This is a genomic window from Aquiflexum sp., from assembly GCF_041749095.1.
Classification (GTDB): domain Bacteria; phylum Bacteroidota; class Bacteroidia; order Cytophagales; family Cyclobacteriaceae; genus Aquiflexum.
Genome location: NZ_JBGTCA010000273.1, coordinates 1 through 19,934 on the forward strand (window position 1 = coordinate 1; position 19,934 = coordinate 19,934).

General features: G+C 42.3%; 16 protein-coding genes. 5 read left to right on the plus strand and 11 right to left on the minus strand.

The annotated features are described in order from the left end of the window. Nucleotides 1-2,093: two-component regulator propeller domain-containing protein (locus ACEW8O_RS12880; protein WP_373495032.1), on the minus strand; the 2,093-nt coding region annotated here is incomplete at its 3' end. Nucleotides 2,094-2,255: 162 nt separating this feature from the next. Here ACEW8O_RS12880 and ACEW8O_RS12885 point away from each other — a divergent pair. The 3 genes from ACEW8O_RS12885 (at nt 2,256) to ACEW8O_RS12895 (ending at nt 4,880) form a co-directional block, all read left to right on the plus strand. Next, nucleotides 2,256-2,648, plus strand: a complete 393-nt coding sequence (locus tag ACEW8O_RS12885; RefSeq protein ID WP_373495033.1) for a DUF302 domain-containing protein — start codon at nt 2,256-2,258, stop codon at nt 2,646-2,648. Nucleotides 2,649-2,822: 174 nt separating this feature from the next. Then, nucleotides 2,823-3,164: a hypothetical protein gene (locus ACEW8O_RS12890; protein ID WP_373495034.1), complete on the plus strand. Its 342-nt coding sequence runs from the start codon at nt 2,823-2,825 to the stop codon at nt 3,162-3,164. Nucleotides 3,165-3,626: 462 nt separating this feature from the next. After that, nucleotides 3,627-4,880: a polysaccharide deacetylase family protein gene (locus ACEW8O_RS12895; RefSeq protein WP_373495035.1), complete on the plus strand. Its 1,254-nt coding sequence runs from the start codon at nt 3,627-3,629 to the stop codon at nt 4,878-4,880. Nucleotides 4,881-5,843: 963 nt separating this feature from the next. Here ACEW8O_RS12895 and kdsB read toward each other — a convergent pair. The 6 genes from kdsB to ACEW8O_RS12925 all read right to left on the minus strand — a co-directional run bounded on the left by kdsB (nt 5,844) and on the right by ACEW8O_RS12925 (nt 15,051). Continuing rightward, entirely contained in the window at nt 5,844-6,587 is a 744-nt protein-coding gene (gene kdsB, locus ACEW8O_RS12900) for a 3-deoxy-manno-octulosonate cytidylyltransferase (RefSeq protein ID WP_373495036.1), read from the minus strand. Between the two features lie 466 nt (nt 6,588-7,053). Continuing rightward, the gene (locus ACEW8O_RS12905; protein WP_373495037.1) at nt 7,054-9,507 is read right to left on the minus strand and encodes a GumC family protein; all 2,454 of its coding nucleotides are present in this window, start codon (nt 9,505-9,507) and stop codon (nt 7,054-7,056) included. Beyond that, nucleotides 9,504-10,316, minus strand: coding sequence for a polysaccharide biosynthesis/export family protein (locus ACEW8O_RS12910; RefSeq protein ID WP_373495038.1), 813 nt, complete (start codon nt 10,314-10,316; stop codon nt 9,504-9,506). Before ACEW8O_RS12910 ends, ACEW8O_RS12905 begins: the two co-directional genes overlap by 4 nt. 371 nt (nt 10,317-10,687) lie before the next feature. Beyond that, nucleotides 10,688-11,647 carry a polysaccharide deacetylase family protein gene (locus tag ACEW8O_RS12915; RefSeq protein ID WP_373495039.1) on the minus strand — a complete coding sequence of 320 codons (960 nt, stop codon included), beginning with the start codon at nt 11,645-11,647 and terminating at the stop codon, nt 10,688-10,690. 569 nt (nt 11,648-12,216) lie between these two features. Beyond that, nucleotides 12,217-13,398 carry a hypothetical protein gene (locus ACEW8O_RS12920; RefSeq protein WP_373495040.1) on the minus strand — a complete coding sequence of 394 codons (1,182 nt, stop codon included), beginning with the start codon at nt 13,396-13,398 and terminating at the stop codon, nt 12,217-12,219. Nucleotides 13,399-13,848: 450 nt separating this feature from the next. Further along, nucleotides 13,849-15,051: a hypothetical protein gene (locus ACEW8O_RS12925; RefSeq protein ID WP_373495041.1), complete on the minus strand. Its 1,203-nt coding sequence runs from the start codon at nt 15,049-15,051 to the stop codon at nt 13,849-13,851. 1,082 nt (nt 15,052-16,133) lie between these two features. Between ACEW8O_RS12925 and ACEW8O_RS12930 the strand changes: the two genes are divergently transcribed. Further along, nucleotides 16,134-16,421, plus strand: a complete 288-nt coding sequence (locus ACEW8O_RS12930) for a hypothetical protein (protein ID WP_373495042.1) — start codon at nt 16,134-16,136, stop codon at nt 16,419-16,421. Here the strand turns inward: ACEW8O_RS12930 and ACEW8O_RS12935 are convergent. The 4 genes from ACEW8O_RS12935 to ACEW8O_RS12950 all read right to left on the minus strand — a co-directional run bounded on the left by ACEW8O_RS12935 (nt 16,411) and on the right by ACEW8O_RS12950 (nt 19,164). Then, nucleotides 16,411-16,773 (minus strand): hypothetical protein, encoded by a 363-nt coding sequence (locus ACEW8O_RS12935; RefSeq protein WP_373495043.1) that lies wholly within the window; start codon nt 16,771-16,773, stop codon nt 16,411-16,413. The two genes, ACEW8O_RS12930 and ACEW8O_RS12935, sit on opposite strands and share 11 nt — an antisense overlap. A gap of 1 nt (nt 16,774) precedes the next feature. Beyond that, on the minus strand, nt 16,775-17,176 hold the full coding sequence (locus tag ACEW8O_RS12940) for a helix-turn-helix domain-containing protein (RefSeq protein ID WP_373495044.1): 402 nt from the start codon (nt 17,174-17,176) through the stop codon (nt 16,775-16,777). A 59-nt stretch (nt 17,177-17,235) separates the two neighbouring features. Continuing rightward, the gene (locus ACEW8O_RS12945; RefSeq protein ID WP_373495045.1) at nt 17,236-17,421 is read right to left on the minus strand and encodes a type II toxin-antitoxin system HicA family toxin; all 186 of its coding nucleotides are present in this window, start codon (nt 17,419-17,421) and stop codon (nt 17,236-17,238) included. 687 nt (nt 17,422-18,108) lie between these two features. Further along, nucleotides 18,109-19,164: a glycosyltransferase family 4 protein gene (locus tag ACEW8O_RS12950; protein ID WP_373495046.1), complete on the minus strand. Its 1,056-nt coding sequence runs from the start codon at nt 19,162-19,164 to the stop codon at nt 18,109-18,111. 399 nt (nt 19,165-19,563) lie between these two features. Between ACEW8O_RS12950 and ACEW8O_RS12955 the strand changes: the two genes are divergently transcribed. After that, on the plus strand, nt 19,564-19,926 hold the full coding sequence (locus ACEW8O_RS12955; RefSeq protein WP_373495047.1) for an endonuclease domain-containing protein: 363 nt from the start codon (nt 19,564-19,566) through the stop codon (nt 19,924-19,926). The last annotated feature ends 8 nt before the right edge of the window (nt 19,927-19,934 follow it).

Genomic DNA, 19,934 nt, shown 5'->3' on the forward strand with positions numbered 1-19,934 from the left:
CCGGTAAATACCACCTTTGGATTATTGAGAGAAAATGCAAAATTGGCTGTTTTGAAAATATTATATCCATTTGGTCCTCCGAAAATCAATTCACCCGAGGTTGTTTTTAATGCGGCATTTTTATTGAACAATCTTGCCTGCAGACCGTCACTCACATCAAAATTGCGGATGCTCAGCTGAAAAGGGGAAACGGACCTGTCTATCCTCACATAAGAAAGGCCATTTTGGGAACTGATCCACAGGTTTTGATTTTCATCCTCTAATATTGACAATAGAAAATCAGTGGGAAGCCCATCTTTTTTGGAGAAACTATGGAATTTCCCGGTTTGAGAATCCAAATAATTGAGGCCTTGGGAAGTTGCCACCCACATGACATCTTCAGAATCCCTGAAAATTTTGGTGGTATTATTTCCTGTTAACCCCAATTCAGAATCCAACCCGGAATAATAATCCTTTTTTCCGGTTTCCAGATTCAAAATATCAATACCATAACCCCCACCAATCCAAAGATTACCTTCCTTGTCTTCACCAAATGAAGAAATGTACTGATTATTGATGGGAATATCTCCCACCCCTAACCCATACCGGATAAATTTCTCCCGCTCCCGATCAAATTTATTGAGTCCTCCTCTAAGGGTTCCGACCCATACGTCATTATTTTTGTCGATATGAATATTCCAGACATTGACATCTGATAAACTATGTGGATCATTGGGGTCATGGCTATATTTTTTGAAATTCTTGCCATCAAACCTCGAAAGCCCCTGCAGATAAGTTCCTATCCAAAGTATCCCGTCATGGTCAATCTTCAGTTCAACAACTACATTGCCTGAAAGCGAATTGGGATTCTTGGGGTCAGCCAGATAATGGGTGTATTTGTTTTTTTGCCTATCGTAATAATAGAGCCCATCGCCATTGGTGCCCATGTACAGGTTGCCCAATGAATCTTCCTCAAAAACATTGATGTCATTATATGGCAGGGATTGTAGTGAGGCATTGTTTCCGGATTTGACATGGACAAACCGCATCAAACCATCATGATAAAAATTCACCCCCTTTTTGACAGTACCGATCCAAACCATGTCATCCTGATCTTTATACAGGCAATAAATGGTGTTTTCCGACAATCCAGCACCCAATTCGGCATGATGCATGATAAAAGTTGAATTGCCGGAATTAAAGTCCAGGATGTTCAGTCCTCCATGGTCCGTCCCGATCCAATACTCTCCTTTTTCCTTTTCTATGATTGTTTTTACCAGATTGTTTTTTAGAAACAAGGGACTACTGTTGTCATGATAATGCGTAATGGATTCATCTGTAGGATCCATTCTGAAAATACCGAAATTCAAATTTGGGGAATAAATCCACGCCATGCCTTCACTGTCTGCAAAGATCTCCCAATCAACCGGCCTACCTGCCTTAAAAACTGTAGAAAGATCCATCCTCTGGGTGACTGCAAGGGATTGGGTATTGATGACATCCACTGCACCGTTACTGTAAACGGCCCAAACCTCCCCATACGGCCCAAGGTCCAACGAAGAAACCTGATTGAAACTCAAACTTCCCGTCTTTGTGGAATTTTGGGTCAAATACCGGCTATTTCCAGATATTGGGTCATACACCGAAATACCTTCTTCAGGATGGGCAAACCAAAACCTTCCCTTCTGATCCTGAACTATGGTCACAATCCTGTCACTCCTGAGTTTGTATTTCTGGGCATATAAATTGGAGTTCCGGGTTATCCTACCTTCTTCCAATAAATATACATCAAACTCAAGATTGACATTCCTGATCCAAAGATTGCCTTCCGGCCCCTCCAATATTCTCCAGATATAACTGTTGCTCAAAGTGGTACTGTCATTCTCAACATGATAAAAAGTCTTCATTCTTGTCCCGTCAAACCTGTTGAGTCCATTGGCAGTACCAAACCAAATAAATCCCATCCTATCTTTAATGATAGATTGAATGTGGTTGTTGGATAGACCTTGGTTTTCATTGATATACTTGAAAACGTACTCTTTGGAATGATTCTGTGAAAATGAATGCCAGGAAACAAAAAACAGAAGTAAAAGAGATGTGATTATTTTTTTCATCTTTTGGGCTAATGGATTACTTTACCGGAAAAACAATCCGTTTGGGGAAAGACTGCTTTTTCCAGCTTTGCAATTTCAGAATTTTTTGATCACTTAAGTAATGTTTATCACAGTTTTGATAAAATCGTTTTTTTAACTTAGCCTTAAATTAAATCACAAACTATGAAATACCATATCTCCAAAACCATTCCACCTCAGGAATTCCATGCTGTAAAAGAAAAAGTCACCGAAGCCTTAAAAACAGAAGGATTCGGTGTATTGACCGAAATTGATATTCAGGCCACCATGAAAACGAAATTGGACAAGGATTATAGGCCTTTCCTGATTTTAGGTGCATGCAGCCCAACTTATGCTGACAAAGTCTTAAGCATTGATCCCAACATGAGTGCGCTGCTTCCTTGCAATGTCAGTCTGAGGGAATTAGAAAACGGTGACATTGAAATTTCCGCCGTTGACCCCATTGCAGCAATGGCAAGCCTGGGAAACCCCCTAATCGAACCACTTGCCAGAGAAGTCAAAGAAAAACTTGTCCGGGTAGTCGATGCAGTAAAGTAAGTTTCCGTTGTCCGAAGCCTCTGGCTTCGCGACCCTGGGTACAGCGTTTGTAACGCTACAAGAATGTATCGCCGATGTGAGTGTCTCCACTCACATCTTTCAGGGTTTACACTTCCCTCATCCCCAAAGAGATTGCCACGTCGCACGAAGGACTAATCTATATCGTCCGTGCCTATGGCACTGAAGGCAGCCTTACTTTCTCATAATCCCGGCAATAAATTACCGGGCTATAATTTCGGTTGGCATTTTGACCTATTAATTCTAACCAACAACCTATACAACGAACACTGCCATCTTCGTACTTGGTACATTGTACTTGGTACTTTCTACCCTCATCCCCAAAGAGATTGCCACGTCGCACGAAGGATTTATCAATATATCAGAATATCTCAAGTGCTCCCTGCCAAAATCGGCAGGCAGGCTCGCAATGACGTAAATCGGAGCAGCCGTCATGCTGATCCCCCCGATAGCTATCGGGGCTATCGGGAGAAGGGTCTCATGAGGATCAGGAAATGATTAAAATAAACATAAATAGGACCTCTGGAGATCCTTCGTGCCTCAGGATGACGGCTGCCTAGCGGACAACTTGATGTCATTCCTTTTCTGAACATTTACAAAATGTTGGGGACTCGCAATGACGACAACCTAAAACTTCCTTTCCCGAAAGGCAGTGGTTAATTAACCACTCCATCTCGCATTTCGTTTCTTGGCTTCCCGATACTCTAGACAGGCTTTGATTCTTGTTTCTTGGCTCTCGCATCTCGCTTCTCGTTTCTCGCCTCTCGCATCTTTTTCAAAAACATGACCAAAATTATTGTAATCATGGAATGAATATTTTAAATTTATATATCCACCTAACCTCAATTTTTTCTTTGTTATATTATATTTTTTAGTTTATAATTTTAAAAAATATTAAACCCTTAGTCTTTGGGTTTGATATAATAGGAAATAGAACGCTAACCAAAACAACCCAAAACCATGAAGCAAATCTGTTTAATATTCCATACCCACCAACCTGTAAGGTTGAAGAACTATCGATTCTATGAAATCGGTGGGAAAAACTCCTATTTCAATGATGAATACAATAAAAGGGAGCTCACCTTCACTGCCAAAAAAAAGTTTATCCCTATCAACAAAGTATTACTTGACATTTTCAACAATCGCCAATTAAAGTTCAAAGTAAGTTTTTCCTTTACGGGAAGTACCCTCGACCTGTTTGAAGCTTACACTCCGGATTTAATCAATAACCTGAAAATGATGAATCAAAGAGGTAATGTGGAGTTTTTAGGAGAAACCTACTCCCATGCCTTTCCTGAGGAGTTTTCACGCGAGGATTTGATCCTTCAAATTGAGAATCAAAGGAAAAAAATATTCAATATATTTGGCCAAACACCAACATCCTTTAGGAATAATGGCTCGTATTGTAACTTATTTTTAAGCTCAATTTTATCAGACTTAGGATATAAAGTCCTATTGAATAACACCGCAGAGGTATTTGTATCCTTGCCCCATCCCAATACTACCTTTCAATTCTGTGAAAAACCAGATATCAAACTATTGTTTGGAAACAAGGACATAACCGAAGCCATTCTGAAATCCAAAAATATAACCTCCAATAAAGTCCCAATGACAGCAGAAATGCTGACGACATGGATCAATAAATTACCTGAATATCAGGATATTGTGACCTTATTTATTGATTTCAACGCCATCATCAAAGACCATTCCACAGATACCACTTTGCTGGATTTTTTACGGGAACTTCCCACCAAAGCCAAAGAAAACAATATCGGTTTTATCACTCCTTCCGAAATCATCAAGGGAGACAATTACACTGCAATGCCTATTTCCATGAGGTCCATAAAAAGTCCCGAAGAGTTACAAGAGATGGATGTAGTGGAGAAACCCTTGCAAAATGAAATCCGGAACCTATTGTTTTCCCTGAAAAAGAGGGTTTACCAAACCAAAAACGATTCCCTCATCAGGACATGGTATTACCTGCAGGACAACAGTAATTTAGACGCATTAGACGATAAAAAGGAATTCGATGAAGATACAATGAAAGAAGATTTCCAAAAAACAATCGACACCTATATCAATTTAAGAAACATTTTGCAGGACCTTACTTTCAAAGTAGATCACCTTCTTGAGGAAAAAAACTTCGATTTTGGCCAAACTTTCTGTTTAACTGACACAAATGAAGTGTCTTATGAAAAAGAGCCTGTTCTCTAAAAAGAAAAAAAGTTAGTGGTTTATTGAATAATTGAATAAGTCCCTGCCAAATTGAAGATCACGATCCTCCGCCAATGCGAGTGTCTTTATCCTTCCCTCTGAATTCCCCCTAAATTTAAGGTCGGTTCTCGCATCCTTCCTACTTCCTCCCTAAAGAGATTGCCGCGTCGCACGAAGGATTATCAATATATCAAGGTTTTTCAAGTGCTCCTCGCAATGACGCCCCTCATCCTTTATCCTTCAAAAAAAACAAACTTAAAATCCTTAAAATAATCCTTGACCTTTCCATTGTGGAATTGATTTTTATATCATACCTTTTCTAAAATTTTGGAAATCATGTCAAAAGAGAAAACCGTCAAAAAGGCTGAAAAGAAAAAGCCTGAGAAAAATCTAAAAGAAAAAAGAGCTGACAAAAAAGCAAAGTCAGCGGAAAAGAAGAAGTCCTAATAGTCAACATTTCTTCTTTCATAACTACACCAAAAAAACCCTTGGGGATTCAATTCCACCAAGGGTTTTCTTTTTCTGTTCCGTTGTCCGAAGCTTGTAGCTTCGTGACCCCTGAGTATAGGCGTTTGTAACGTCTGTTTTCTCGCCATTGTGAGTGTCTCCACTCACATTCCGTTACCCGTTGACCGAAGCCTTGCAGTTGTCCGAAGCTTGTAGCTTCGTGACCCCTGAGTATAGGCGTTTGTAACGCCCTTGATTGACCGGCCAAAAGTGTCAAAAACTTCTATATATCAATTCAATCATATTGCATATCAGATGATAAGTCTATTCAACCTTGAAGGTATGTAGACTTCTCCTGTCGTCGAAGTGACAAGGACACCTTTTTTTAAAATCTTGATCCTTTAATTAGAATGATTCAAATTCAGACTTCCTCCTTAGATCTATCTCTTTCCCGTACCATATCCCCAAATCTAAAATCTTAAATCTAATATCTAAATTCTACCCTACCCTCTCCCCTCATCCTTCTCCCCCCATCCACCTCACCGCCTTCTCCAAATCCTCCTTCGTATCAATCGCAATTGCCTGTTGCTCGGTGGGGATCATTTTGATGCGGATGCCGTTTTCGAGCAACCGAAGTTGTTCCAACATTTCGGTCTGTTCCAAAAAGGATTTAGGCCATTGGGTAAATTCAAGCAGGATTTCCTTTCGGTAGGCATACACACCCACATGTTTCCAATATGGTATTTCGACTCCCTTTTCCCTGACATAAGGAATAGGACTTCTGCTGAAATACAAAGCAAAATCATCTTTGTCCACGACAACTTTCACGGCATTGGGATTTTGGGCAGCTTCGGCTGAAATGGCAAACATCATCGTGGCGACCTGAACTTCAGGATCTGAAAAAACAGCATTAAGGTTTACCAAAGAATTCCTGTCCTGAAAAGGTTCATCTCCCTGTACATTTACAAAAATATCCGCCTCCAATTGAAGTGCCGCTTCAGCTATACGGTCAGAACCACTTTCATATTCTTTGCTGCTGAAAAAAACCTCTCCTCCCACTGCTTTTATTTGGTCAGCAATTGCCTCATGGTCCGTTACCACCACCACTTGGTCAAAAACCCCGGTTTCCTTCGTGCTCAGATAGGTACGTTGAATGACCGATAAACCACAAAGGTCCTGCACCAATTTTGCCGGAAACCGCGTGGATGCATACCTCGCCGGTATCAAAGCAATTGATTTTAAAAGATGTTTTTTGGTCATTTTCTCAAATTACAAACATAATCCTATAACATTCGGAACTTCCTTTTCACGTGCTGATTTACTTGACACATTATTTGCAAATTACCCGAATTGTTCAACCCCTTCAGGGATGTCCCTGACTTAATTTCTTCAATTCCCCGCGTTTCACACGGGGCTATTCAAAGTTCAACCCTTTCAGGGTTATTATCCCCTAATCTTTATTCCGTTGTCCGAAGCTTGTAGCTTCGTGACCCTGAGTATGGCGTTTGTAACGCCCTTGATTTCCCGGAATTAAAGTGTCAAATGCCTTTCATCCCTTAAAAGATTGCCACGTCGCACGAAGGATTATTCAAAATATCAAAGTGTCTCAAGTGCTCCTCGCAATGACGCCACCTCCCTTCACCCTTCATCCCTCATCCTTCTTCCTTCATCCCTCATCCCCAAATCTAAAATCTACAATCTACAATCTACCCTCTACCCTTTACCCTCACACCCTAAACCTCCCCAAAAACTTATCCAACCACTGCGAAGGTTTCTTTTTCTCATCCATCTCATAGTAGTTGCCTGTATATTTATTTCTTCGCATATAGGAGTAGTTATAGCCATAGCCATAATTGTATCCACCAAAGTCATAAACATCACCACCGGCCCTGATACCGTTGAAGACAGCATAAAAATTACTGATCTGATCGTTGGCATAGAGGTCATTGATCATCAAGAGGTATTTTTTGTGGGTATAGTCCTGACGGACTATATACAGGTTGACATCAGAAAACCGCAACAAGTCCATGGTCTCGGATACAAGCCCTATCGGTGGGGTATCCATGACCACAATGTCAAAATCCTGCTCCAGGTATTCCAAGAATTCCTTCATTTTATCCTTCAGCAACAATTCCGCAGGATTTGGTGGAACGGGACCGGAAGGGACCAAATAAAGATTCTCATATTTGGTGGGCATGATGATCTCTTCCTTCTCTGCCCTGTCAACCAGATAGGTGGACAAACCCTCCTTATGGGTTACGCCCAAATACTCCGACATCTTGGGCTTGCGGAGATCGAGTCCGACAAGGCAGGTCTTTTTACCGCTCAATGCCATTGCAGAAGCAAGGTTGAGGCTGACATAGGTTTTCCCCTCACCTGATACTGAAGAGGTGATCAATATTTTTTTACATTTCCTGTCACTTGCGATATAAAACAATGCCGACCGCAGCGACCTAAAGGATTCAGCCACCATCGTTTTGGGATGCTCGGCCACCAACATATTGGTCTCTTTGTTGCTCAATCCTATGGTTCCCAACATCGGTATTCGGATGGCATTTTTCAATTGGATCTGATCCATGATCTTGTTGTTCAGATAATGGTAGCCCAACAAAAACACCAATGGAATAAAAAATCCCAGACCTAAAGCCATTCCATAATTTTGGGCTTTTTTGGGGAAAATCAGACTTCCCCTCCTGGCATAATCCACGACAGCATTGTCAGGCACATTGGAGGCTTTGGCAATCCCTGCTTCCGCTCTTTTTTCCAACAGGTAATTGTACAGGTTTTCCCGCAACTTATATTGCCTGAATATATTGGTGTAACTCGATTCTGTCTGCGGCAACTTCGAAAACTCATTATCCAATTGTTGTAATTTTTTCCCTGCCTCTTCTTTTCTCCGCTCGGTATTTTCTACGAGGTTGTTGATGTTTTCAAATATATTCTCCCTCAGCTTGGAGATCTGTTCATCAATCGCTGCCACATTGGGATGGTTTTCATTTACCACCGAAAGCAGCTTTCTTCTATCAAGGGATGCCTCCATCAGACTCCTGATCAGTCCGTTCAGAAAACCATCGTTCAGGCCCACGATGGATGGGGCGATGATATCCCCATAATCGCTGCTCTTGGCCATCAGGTAGGTCTGAAGGGATTTATAATAACTGAGCTCAAAATCTATATTTTGGATCAGACCTTCCAGGCTTTGTATATTTCCCAATACCCCACCAAATTCAGAGTCCACGCTCAGAAGCTTGTTGTCCACCTTAAAATTCAGCATCGCCCTTTCCACCACTCTCAGGGAATCCTCCAGGATATGCATCTGCTCATCTATAAACCGCAGCGTATTTTCCGAGATCCTGTTTTTCTCTTTCAGGTCATACTCTATATAGGAATCCATCAGGGAATTGACATAATCCCGACCCTTTTCCACTACCTGTGACACCATGGATACCTGCAAGACTGTACCATAACTGTTGATCGGGCGGACAGATATAGCTTTGGAATATCGCTCCAACACATCCACGGGATTATGGATGACAAAATAAAGCTTATCCCCCTCCCTGACATTTTTGATTTTTTCAATGGTAAATTTGGACTTGCTCGAAGCTATTTCCTCACCAAATTGATAGGTCTTGTTCAATATCTCCTCATCCGTAGGTCCACTGGCTTTGGCACTGAGAAAATCAAAAAAGCCCTTATCCTCATGGGTCAGGGTAAATTCATCTTCTGACAACATGGTAAAATGGATCGTACCGGATTCCGACTGTGGAAAATCCCAATCCACCTCCACCTTGATCGGTGATTTATCATACAGCTCTATCTCTTTGATATTGGTGGAGGCAAAATAGCTGACATCAAAATGAAGCTTTCTGAGCGCTTCCTCCGCCAGGTTTTTTGAGGTGAACAAAAGAATGTCATTTTCCAGGTTGTTGGTACCACTGAAGATATTGGACCTGTCCAGAATTCTTACCTCGGGGGAGTTTTTCTGTCGGATCAAAACCGAACCGCGAACCTCATATTCCTCTACCGTGTAGCGGTGAAAAAGAAATACCACCACAATGGCTATAAATATACAGGTCAAATACAATGGCCAATACCTGGAATATTTGATCAGGTAGTACTTGATATCAATAGGTTTGACATCCTGTTCAAATTTCGATATGTCTATCTTTCCATCAATCATAAATTCCCCGAAATCAAAGCAAATATCAACAATAAAGATGTGGTGACCGAAATAATCAGTCCCAAAGACGCAGAAAAATTATCGGCATTTCCGAATTGCCTGATCTTCATCGGCTCCAAATATAAAATATCATTGGGTTGGATAAAAAAGAATTCCGATGCCAATAAGGCCCGGTCATTCAGGTTGATCTGATGGATTTTCATGCCACCGTCATATTGCCGGATGACAAATAGCTTGTTCTTTCTTGCCAGAATATTGGATTCCCCTGAAAGTGCCAATGCATCAAATATGGTAGCCCTGTTTTTCATGATCACTTTTGTGCCCGAACTGGAAAATTCACCCAAGGCTGTAAATCGGATGCCACCTATTCTGAGTTTTACAAACACCTCTTCCTTAAAATAAGCGCTGATGGCCTCCTGCACTTTTAACCTCGCCTCTTCTTCGGTCAAACTTGAAATCTTTACTTTTCCCAGTTTTGGCAATAAAATATAACCCTCAGGATCAATGGAATATCCTGTAAAGTAAAAGAGATCCCCGGCACCGCCGCCCATCATCCCCCCACCTCTCATCGTCCTGGTACCCTGAAATTCAAAGGCTTGAGTCAATTCCTCATTAGATGACGCAAAATCTATATCCACGATATCAAATGGCTGCAGCACATAGCGGTAATCCACCTGTGCAAAAGGAATAAACTCATTGAGTTCAATGGCTTCGTTACCGGGCAAGTTCTGCAGATAGGTAATCCTTTTGTTGCTGATACAGGATCCTGCAAAAAGTATAAGGGTAATCCAAACTAAGGCATGCTTCATAAGCTGTAATAAGGCGATTGTATGCCCTCAAGTATAAATATTTTTCACAGAGTTACATTCTTGGGTAAATATGGGAATTGATTCCAATAAATAGTAACGGAAAGAAGAAAAAAAGTAGGGTTAAAAAATTTAAATTTTACAATCCCTACTTATATCGTTGATATCTTCATAAAAAGTCAAGTCGAAAAGTTGCTTAATCACCCGTATCAAATGTAGATAAAGGTTTAATAAAAAAAAATACCCTAAACAGGGTATTTTTTAATCGTTTACAATATATTTTCAGCCTATTTTTGTGATATCACTGTTAAAATATGATTATTCTAATAAAAAATAAACTAAGGGCAAAAGTTTCATATCTAATAATCCACTTTTTAACCTACTTTTTTTGCACTGTTCCGCATGTTCAGGGAAGCCATACCATATTCTTTTCGAAGGGTATCAAAATACTGAAATAACTGTTCCAGATAATGCAGGTTTTCAAAAGGGTACAGACCGAAATTATGAGGGTGCCACCAAAGATGGTAAACATCTCCCGATCTGGCCGTTGCCAACAGTTCATTCTTGATTCTTTTCAAACGCTGTTTGTGCAAAATCGCATCTTTCCTGTAGGGACGCAGCAACCTGGAAGCAGGTAACAACAAGGGGTTTTCATCCTTTAACTCCGGCATGGAATAATGACTCGGTTGTCCGATATGGATAAAAGTATCTCCTGTTCTGAAAAATCTTTTCAAAAGCCCGTTTTCCTCTGTCCGTTCCCAAAACCAATCACGGGGGTTGGAACGGATAAAATCAAACCCCTCCTCATAGGCAACACGGATCACCTCAGCATGGTATTGGTTTCTTGGAAACACCAGGGATTGAAGGTCAATCTGAAATTTATCCTTTGCCAGTTTTTGACAGGCCCGTAGGTCCGAACGGAACTCTTCAGCAACTTGTCCCTTCTCAGAGGTATAATAGTGGGCAAAAGTATGACTTCCGACTTCCTGACCAGGGCAATCGATCACTTGGCGTACCAACTCAGGGGCAAACAGCGCTTCAAACTGACCGGGCCGTTCCCTTTGCATCCAGGTATAAGCTGAATATTTCTTTTCATGGTAACCGGGTTTTCGAACAGGACAGTACTGCTCCCATTCCTCCAGATTCTCTGCCATCAATCCCCCCACAGTGGCCCAGGTAGCCTCAATACTGTACCTTTCAAAAAGCTCCAATATATATGGAACCACCTTTTTGGTCTCAGCATAGTAGGACAGGTTGTCTTTCAGGGCATATTTGTCAAACCTGCCCCAGTGCAGCTCAAAATCGAGCGATATTGTAAAAGTTGCTTTTTTCAAATCTAAATATATTTAAAAAACCTTGTCATTGGAAAGTAGTGCTATGTTAAGGATGAATTGTCAATCTTTCCCGCAAAGACGCAAAGACGCAAAGATGGATAACTTGAATCTTTTCGAGATGGTGATAATCTTTAATCCGTCTTATTAGAGTTAACAAAACAGTAGAGAGAATCTAAAGCCTTAAAGGTAAATACAATGTTGTAATTGTTGTCATTATTATTGGGTTTTCCCGTTGCCGAGCCTGCCTGATGTAGGTAAATTGTTATTCTTGTCAAATAGCCCGTCTGCAGGGGTAGGAAAGTAGAAGCCGCTACCCTACCAAAAAAAGGTGGGTTTTGGAATTGAGGTTTTTCAGTAGCAGCCCTGAAAGAGCCTGTCCCGTACCGATAGCTATCGGTACGGGAGGCTTAACATATCATAGCCCCGGGTAAGGTGATTGAAATACCTTTCGGTTTATTCTCACCTCCATGCACCGCAACCCGGGGTCATGATAGCGACGATTCAAGCAATTTCGGGACGGAGAAGTTTCAATTGGAACAGGGGCTTTCTTCCCGAAATGGACACAAACCCTATTCGGGACGCTTACCCAAACTTCCGGCTTCCGTCTTCCGTCTTCCGACTGTCATTTTCCACCAAAACAAATAAAAAAACAACATAGAGGTACTTTTCATCCGCATAATGATCCCTAGGTTATTGAGGGTGTAGGAGAAGGCTACCGCCATCACCAACCCAAAAATCAAAGCTGCCCAAAGAAATGGGGGAATTGTGTATTTTTCCTTCTTCAAAAAATAAAATGGCAAAACAGCCAACAATCCCAACCCCAACAATAGCGCAATACTATTCTCCAATGCCGAAGCCATTTGCCAAAAGCCATCCACCTCACCCCAAAATGGCCGAAAGAACAGGGCAAAGCCTTTTTCCAAAAAATTATAGCTCTCCATAGGGATTTCGGATCCTGCACCGAATCCCTTTAAAAAATCCATCTGCCCACTACTAAATGCCATTAACCCCCGAAATGAAAACTCCTCCAGGTGCATATATTGCAACAACCTCCAAATACCAAGACCCATCACCACCGCCATTCCTAATCCCACGCCAAGTTTAATTTTCAAAGGCACCTGTTTTTGCCACAAAAAATATAGCCCTAACATTCCCCCTAAAACCACTCCCTGTAAAGGCCTGACCCAAAAGGACAAAAGAACCCCTACCACCGCCAATTTCCAATGGGCTTCCAAAGAAATAAAACCCTTTAAAGCCCAAACCAAACCAACAAACAACAGCGCCTCCTTTCCCACACCTGCCGTCCAAAAATGTAGGTTGGGCAGCAGAAAAATCCCCATCAGCCCCCACTCCTTCCATGGCTTGGTTTCCTTCATTTGGACCATCCATGAATACACTTCCCGAATGCCCAAAAAAGAAAAGGCTGCATACAATACATTCCCGGTCAAAAAACTTAAGCCCAGCAACTTGGAGGGTAGAAAATTCAGCCATTGAACGAAATGTGTCCGCTGACCCCAATATCCCATCCAATGGTCCGGGTTCTTTACAGCCTCAGCTTCCAAGGCCCAATACCGCAGCGCATCTCCACCATGCTGTAAGATGTAGTAATAAAAAATGCCCGCAAAAACAAGGTGATACACCCAGAGAACCTGAATAAACCACAAGCGTTCCAGTCCCCGCTTCCTTCCCCACTGTCTGTTGGAAAACCACAGGGCTAGAAATAGCAAGGAAATGAGGATGAAATCTTTCATGGGTGTGGAGTTGGGAAGTTGGGAGTCCGAAGTGGGAAGTTGGATGTCCGATGACCGATGTTTGGGGAACCGTCATTGCGGGTTTCCGACATTTTTGAATATGTTCAGAAAAGGAATGACATCAAGTTACCTGCTAGGCAGGCTTTGTTTCTTGGCTCTCGTTTCTCACTTCTCGACTCTCCCTTCATCCTTTCCACCCTCCTCCTTCATTCCTAAAGAGATTGCCACGTCGCACAAAGGGTCATATTATAATATCAAAGTCTCCCTAGTGCTCCTCGCAATGACGCACCCTCCTTTATCCCTCATCCTTAAATCTACAATCTAAAATCTACCCTCTACCCTCCATCCCTTCTCCTTCATCCTTAAATCACAAATCTAAAATCTAAAATCTAAAATCTACCCTCCATCCCTTCTCCTTCATCCTTAAATCACAAATCTAAAATCTAAAATCTACAATCTACCCTCCATTCTCCCCAAATACCCCTCCACACTCTTCTGAAGAGAGAAGTGCTCTATGCCAAAGGCACGGATCTTTTCCCGGTTCCAATTGGTTCCTTTTTCACACCAGGAAAGAAATTCCTTCTGCCTGCCGCTATCAAACAGGAAACAGAAATCCTGCCCTTTCAGCAGCTCCTCTGTGTCCCCCACTCCCTCGGAGGCCAACACAGGAAGGCCCATCAACAGATACTCTCCCAATTTGATGGGGGCAAGCCCGGCCAGACTGGGGGCAGTCCTTCTCAAACTCATCCCCAGGTCAGCCGCCGACAGGTAGCCCGGCACATCGGAATACTTTCCGCTTTTGATCATCAGGTAAGGCTCCAGACTTTCCGGTATCCTGCCCTTGAGGTAATCTACATTTTGGCTCAGGATCAAAAACCGCGTCCCGGGCTGCATCTTCCGGAACCTTTCAAACATCGCCAACATTTCTTCCACCATATACTGTGGACCCAGTGTCCCTGTGTAAACCCATAACATGTCCGCATTTCCCAGGCCCCATTTGTCCCGGATCCGCTTGCGCTCCTCTTCATCCGGCCGGAACAGTCTCGAATCCCGACCATTGCCCACCACACTGAACTTTGGCCGATGGGATTCCCCTATGTTTTCAATATGGAAATCAATGGACCTTTGGGAACGGGTAATCACCTGATGAGCGGAAACCAACATGCGGGTTTCCTCTTTTTTGAGCAACTGATATTGGGCGGATTGGGTATCCAGCCCGGCAAAATCCACACGCTCCTGCAAGGGCAGTCCATCGGCATCAAATACCACCCGGATGTTATTGCTTACCAGCCATGGCCAAAGCCTGTTTACCATCATGGCGGGCATGGTGCTCCGCGGCATCAACAGGCCGATCCCATATTTTTCCAGATATTTCCTGATATAATACATGCCCTGATAAACGGTCCACAATGCTCCCACCGCAGCCGTCGGTTTCCTATATATCGGGTATTGCACATAAGGCAGCCCCATATCTCCCGCCAACCTGGCAATCCTCGACACCTCCTGCCCATCAGCCCAGGAAAACTGCATCACGTGGCAGGAGTATCCCCCCTGTTCCTGCATTCCCCTCAGGATTGGCAAGAACAATGATTCCAGGTAATTGGTCTGGTCTGAGTCCCAAGTGACGAAGAGAAGGGTTTTATTGTTTGTCATGGTTGTATTTATTGTCACGATTGATTGCTGTTCTTAATTCGATTGGCTTATTTTTGTCATTTCGAACGTAGAGAGAAATCTAAAGCCCTCAATTTACCTTAAAGTTTTATACTTATCGAATTAACCTGCCTCCCGTGAGCAAGTTGTTCTCCTTGTCATATCGAACGTAGAAGCCTGTCCGCCGTAACGGAAGATATCTGAAAGCCCTCAATTTACTTCAAAGTTATAATCTTTTCGAGTTGGTCTGACTGCTTTAGGTTGGCCGGTCTCACGTGGGCAAGTTGTTCTCCTTGTCATATCGAACGTAGAGAGATATCTAAAGCCCTCAATTTACTTTAAAGTTTTATGTTTTGTATTCTTCAGTGAGCAACATTCTTTTCATTTATCTCCCATCTCCTCTCTTACTTTTTTGCTTGACCAAAAAAGTAACCAAAAAGTCAAGACAATGGAATCCTATCCACGCTAAAGGCCTACGCCGACCCGGTCCATTGTCTTCCTGCCCACTACCCTACCGAACTAAGGTAGTTACTAGAAATAAGGGTTATCATCAGCAGCCCTGAATAGCCTGTGTCCCGAGTGTCGGGAGGCTGAACTTTGATTATCCTGTCCGCCGTGGCGGAGCCCCGGGTGCTTATCTTTGTCTTCGTATTCTTGGAACCTTTATTCACCGCAACTCGGGGTTTGAGAATGAAGTTTTTCTGTAGTAGCCCCGTATTCTAAGAACCTTCCTGCACCGCAACCTGGGGTCATGAAGACGACGTTTCAGGCAATTTCGGGACGGAGTGGTTTCAATTGGAACAGGGACTTTCTTTGAGTTCGGTCCCGAAGTTTCGGGATCGAACAGCAGGCAATTTCGGTATTTGAAAATTTTTCATAAGGTTCCATGGTCTGGAATGATTTATTTGAATTTTTCGGGTGCAGGAGTAATTTTGTAAATGCTTCATTTGAACCATCAAGGTTTATTGGTGCCAAGCCGTAATATAAAATGATGGATCATTTTACAAAAACAAAAATCAACAAAAGAGGAAACAAATTCTTAAAGGGTTTCCTGGAAATTGGAACAGAAACTTACCAAACTGATAATGAATAGGTCTAAATTACATCGGCTGATTGACCTTATTGAGGAGATCAAAAAGATAGATGAAATGATTATGATGCATAGGGATCATGGAAGTGATGATTTCATGTCTTCCCAATATGAATCCAAGAAGTCAAGGCTTTTGAAAGAATTGATTTCAGAGTTGGTAGCTAATTCTAATGAGTCTTCAGAAGTTTTTAATACAATTGGAAAAATTATTTTTAAGTTCTATCCCAATGAATCCTCCAAGAAACAAACAGATCTCGACCAGCTCGTAGCAGCTATTGGTTGAAGAGGTTATATGGACGCATTTTTGTCTTGGACAACTTATCTGCATCCTCGTCTGTCCAACCTTTTTCTTCCCACACCTTATCAGCTAAATCCATAGCTCTCTCTGCAAAATAGGAAGAAATCAACCGTTTGATTTCCTTCAATTCTTGCTCAGAAACGTTTTGGGCAAATAGTGTTAAGAGCTCACGCTGTAAATTGGTCAAGGGTAGCCCTGCTTGTTTTCTAAAGGTGTCGAATTCGACAGGTTTAAAATCTGTGTTATGAAGGGTTTCCCAAAGTCCGATAAACTCAACTGTATTTCTGTTCCGCATCCAGTTTCTAATATGGTCTTCACCTTCTTCACCCCTTACCATATCACATAAATTCAACCTCCTTTAACTCGTCCGCAAATCGATGTAGATTTTGTTCTATCTTTTCCACGGTTTTCTTTCCGGGTTTTCGATGTCCTGTGACATAGTGGCTCAACTGGCCTTGGTTTATTCCTGTGATTCTTTCCAGGCCGGCGAGGGTCAGGACTTTACTATAATAATTCAGAAAAGAGGCTACATCGTAGATAAATTCGAATTCACTTTCAACAAACTCTTTTTCTTTTTTTGTATAGTATTGCTTCATTTGGTCATAGGAATTCAAGAAGTCTTGAATAGCCTCTTTAGCAGTATTGCCTTCACCAATAATTCCATAAGGTAAATTGTTGTTTTCAATATAAGCACCATAAGTACCGTCCTCTCCTCTCTCTATTTTGACTTTATTTTCCATCTTATTGGATTTATATGTTACAATTATTTTTCAGGGATTACAAGTTGTCTTGTGGAGAATCATTTGATTCCTGCATCCTTTAATATTGAATTTAGCGTGCCTTTCTTTACTTCTTGGCTTTTGTGATGGGATGTTTGAAATTCTTTTCCCGTAATCGGACTATACCAAATCGGATGCCCCCCTCCATCATCAACGAGGTGACAACCAAATTTTTTTAATTTCCGCTCGAGTTCTGAATATTTCATTGGCAAGCAATTTAATTATCCCGTAGTGTAATGATATTGAATTTAATATCATTTTCAAAATCAGGATTCATTTTTAAGCTGAAATTCAAGAAAGTGTTTTATTTGACGCTATTATATGTGAGTGACGTCCCAATTCATATTTTCTACATCAATTCTCTTACTTTTTTTCTTGACAAAAAAAGTAACAAAAAAGTCAAGACAATGGGATCCTGCTCCCCACATGGCCTTCGCTGGCCCGGCCCATTGTCTTCCTCCCCGCTACTCCAAAGAATGAAGATTGATGTAAAATTCAAGATTTTTTCCTAACAGCCCTGACGGGGCTGAACATTGATTAGCCCCGGGTAAGGTGCTTAGGCCAGTCTTTCGGCTTTCACCAATCTGGATGCACCGCAACCCGGGGTCATGATGGCGATGAAAGAGTAATTTCGGTCAATGATCCGATTTTGGAACACTGATCCTTTTTACCGAAATGTGGAACGCAATACCTATTCGGGACATTAACCTAAACTTCCGTTTTCCACCATTCCCATTAATAAAAATATCTCGTCTCTCGGTTCTCGGATCTAGGCTCTCGTCTCTCGGTTCTTGCCTCCTGGCTCTTGGTTCTCGGCTCTTGGCTCTTGGCTCTTAGCTCTTGTTTCTTGGCTCTTGTTTCCCCAATACTCGGGGCAGGCTTTTATACCCTCTCTACCCTCTTACCTCCTCCACCATTACCCCAAAATTACCTCTCAACGTAAACCGCTCCTGAACCAATTCATAACCATTTTCACCCATCTTCTTTCTTAGGGCAGCATCTTGGATAAGGGTCAATAGGGCATTTTTCCATTCGGCTGAACCCGAAGCCAAAAACCCGTTTTCACCATGTCCCACCACCTCATTATTCATTCCTACAGGGGAAGCTACCACGGGCAGTCCGCAGGCCATATATTGGATGAGTTTGTAGGCACATTTGCCACGCTCCCATTCATTGTCGGGCAGGGGCATGACACCGATATCCATCTGCAAGATTGCATCTACCTCCCCCTCCTCTGTCCAGGGGATCACCCTCAAATCTCCCTTAAATCCAAATCCAAGATTCCCATTGACCAACAACAATCCGGCATTGGCTTGAAGACAAACCTCTTCCAATTCGTCCTTGATCTCTTTTACATATTTCAAGGTCGAGGGTGAACCTATCCAACCTATCCAAACCTTCCCGGTTTCATTCTCCTCTTTTTTCCTGTACCGCTTGGGATCAATGACGGTGGGCAATAACACTACCGACTTTGCACCGGCTTCTTTGGCCCTTTGTGCCAGGTACCCATTCCCTGCAAACACGGTTCTCGCCCTCCGCATCACCCTGTCTATTTTTTTTCCCAAAAAATTCCTGACCAAAAAATTCCCCTGTGTATCATACCGGTGAAATACCGCATCATCATAATCCACCACATATCCCGGTCCCAGGTACGCCAATAACCACTCCGCCCAAGCAGGCAGGTAAGGAAACAACTCCTTTTCCACCAATACCATATCATACCTCCAAACCCCCATCAACACCCACATTCTTTTAAAATAACATCCCAGCACATTCCAAAATCCTGGCACACGCTGTCTGTACACATCCTTCAAATAAGCCTTATTAAAAAAAGAATCTACCCTCACCCCATACCCCGCCTCTTCCCAAAGCGGCAAAAACTGATAGGTCCTCAGCCTGCTGCTTGCCCCCATGCGTGGGTATTTGGGAAGGAAAAGGATTTTTTTCATTTTCGATTTAGGGGATGGATAAAATAATTAGGGTGATTGGACAATTCAGGGTTACTGCCCCTCCCCGGCCCTCCCCAGGTGGGGAGGGAGAACCTTCAACCTAAAGCTAATTTTTTAATTTAAGGGTTTCTCTTCTACACCTTCAACTTCTTCTTCTCAAATCAAAGTCCCTTATTACCTTTCGGGTGTACGAGGAAGCTCCTTTTACTACTGGGCCAAAAGTCCCCGAAATTCCCCCAATTGGGGGATATAGGGGGTGGGGATTTAGGGGGCAATGAGGCTTCAGGTTACAAAATCTCTAAGGATGAACACCCACCCCAATTTTATCCGATTAATTTAACCCCCCACAACGCTCAAATCCCTAAATTTACCCACCAAACTTTTACAGCTATGGGCTACATGGAAAACCTATTCTACGGCGCAAGTCCTTTAATTTTCAAAAGGGCCAATGATCTTCGAAAAAGAATGACTCCTGCTGAATCTGCTCTTTGGACTTTGTTGACAAACAAACAACTTGGTGGATATAAATTCAGGAGACAACATCCTGCCAAAAACTTTATCCTCGATTTCTACTGCCATCAGCTCAAACTCGCAATAGAACTTGATGGAGGTATTCACACAGATCTTGACCAAGCCGACTATGATAGAGGTAGAACTTATGAACTCAATGAATTGGGAATCGAAGTCTTGAGATTAAATACAATTTTACCCCTTAGGGTGTTCTTTTATGCCCCTTCTATCGGCAAGCCAAAATCCCCCTAAGGGGGCAG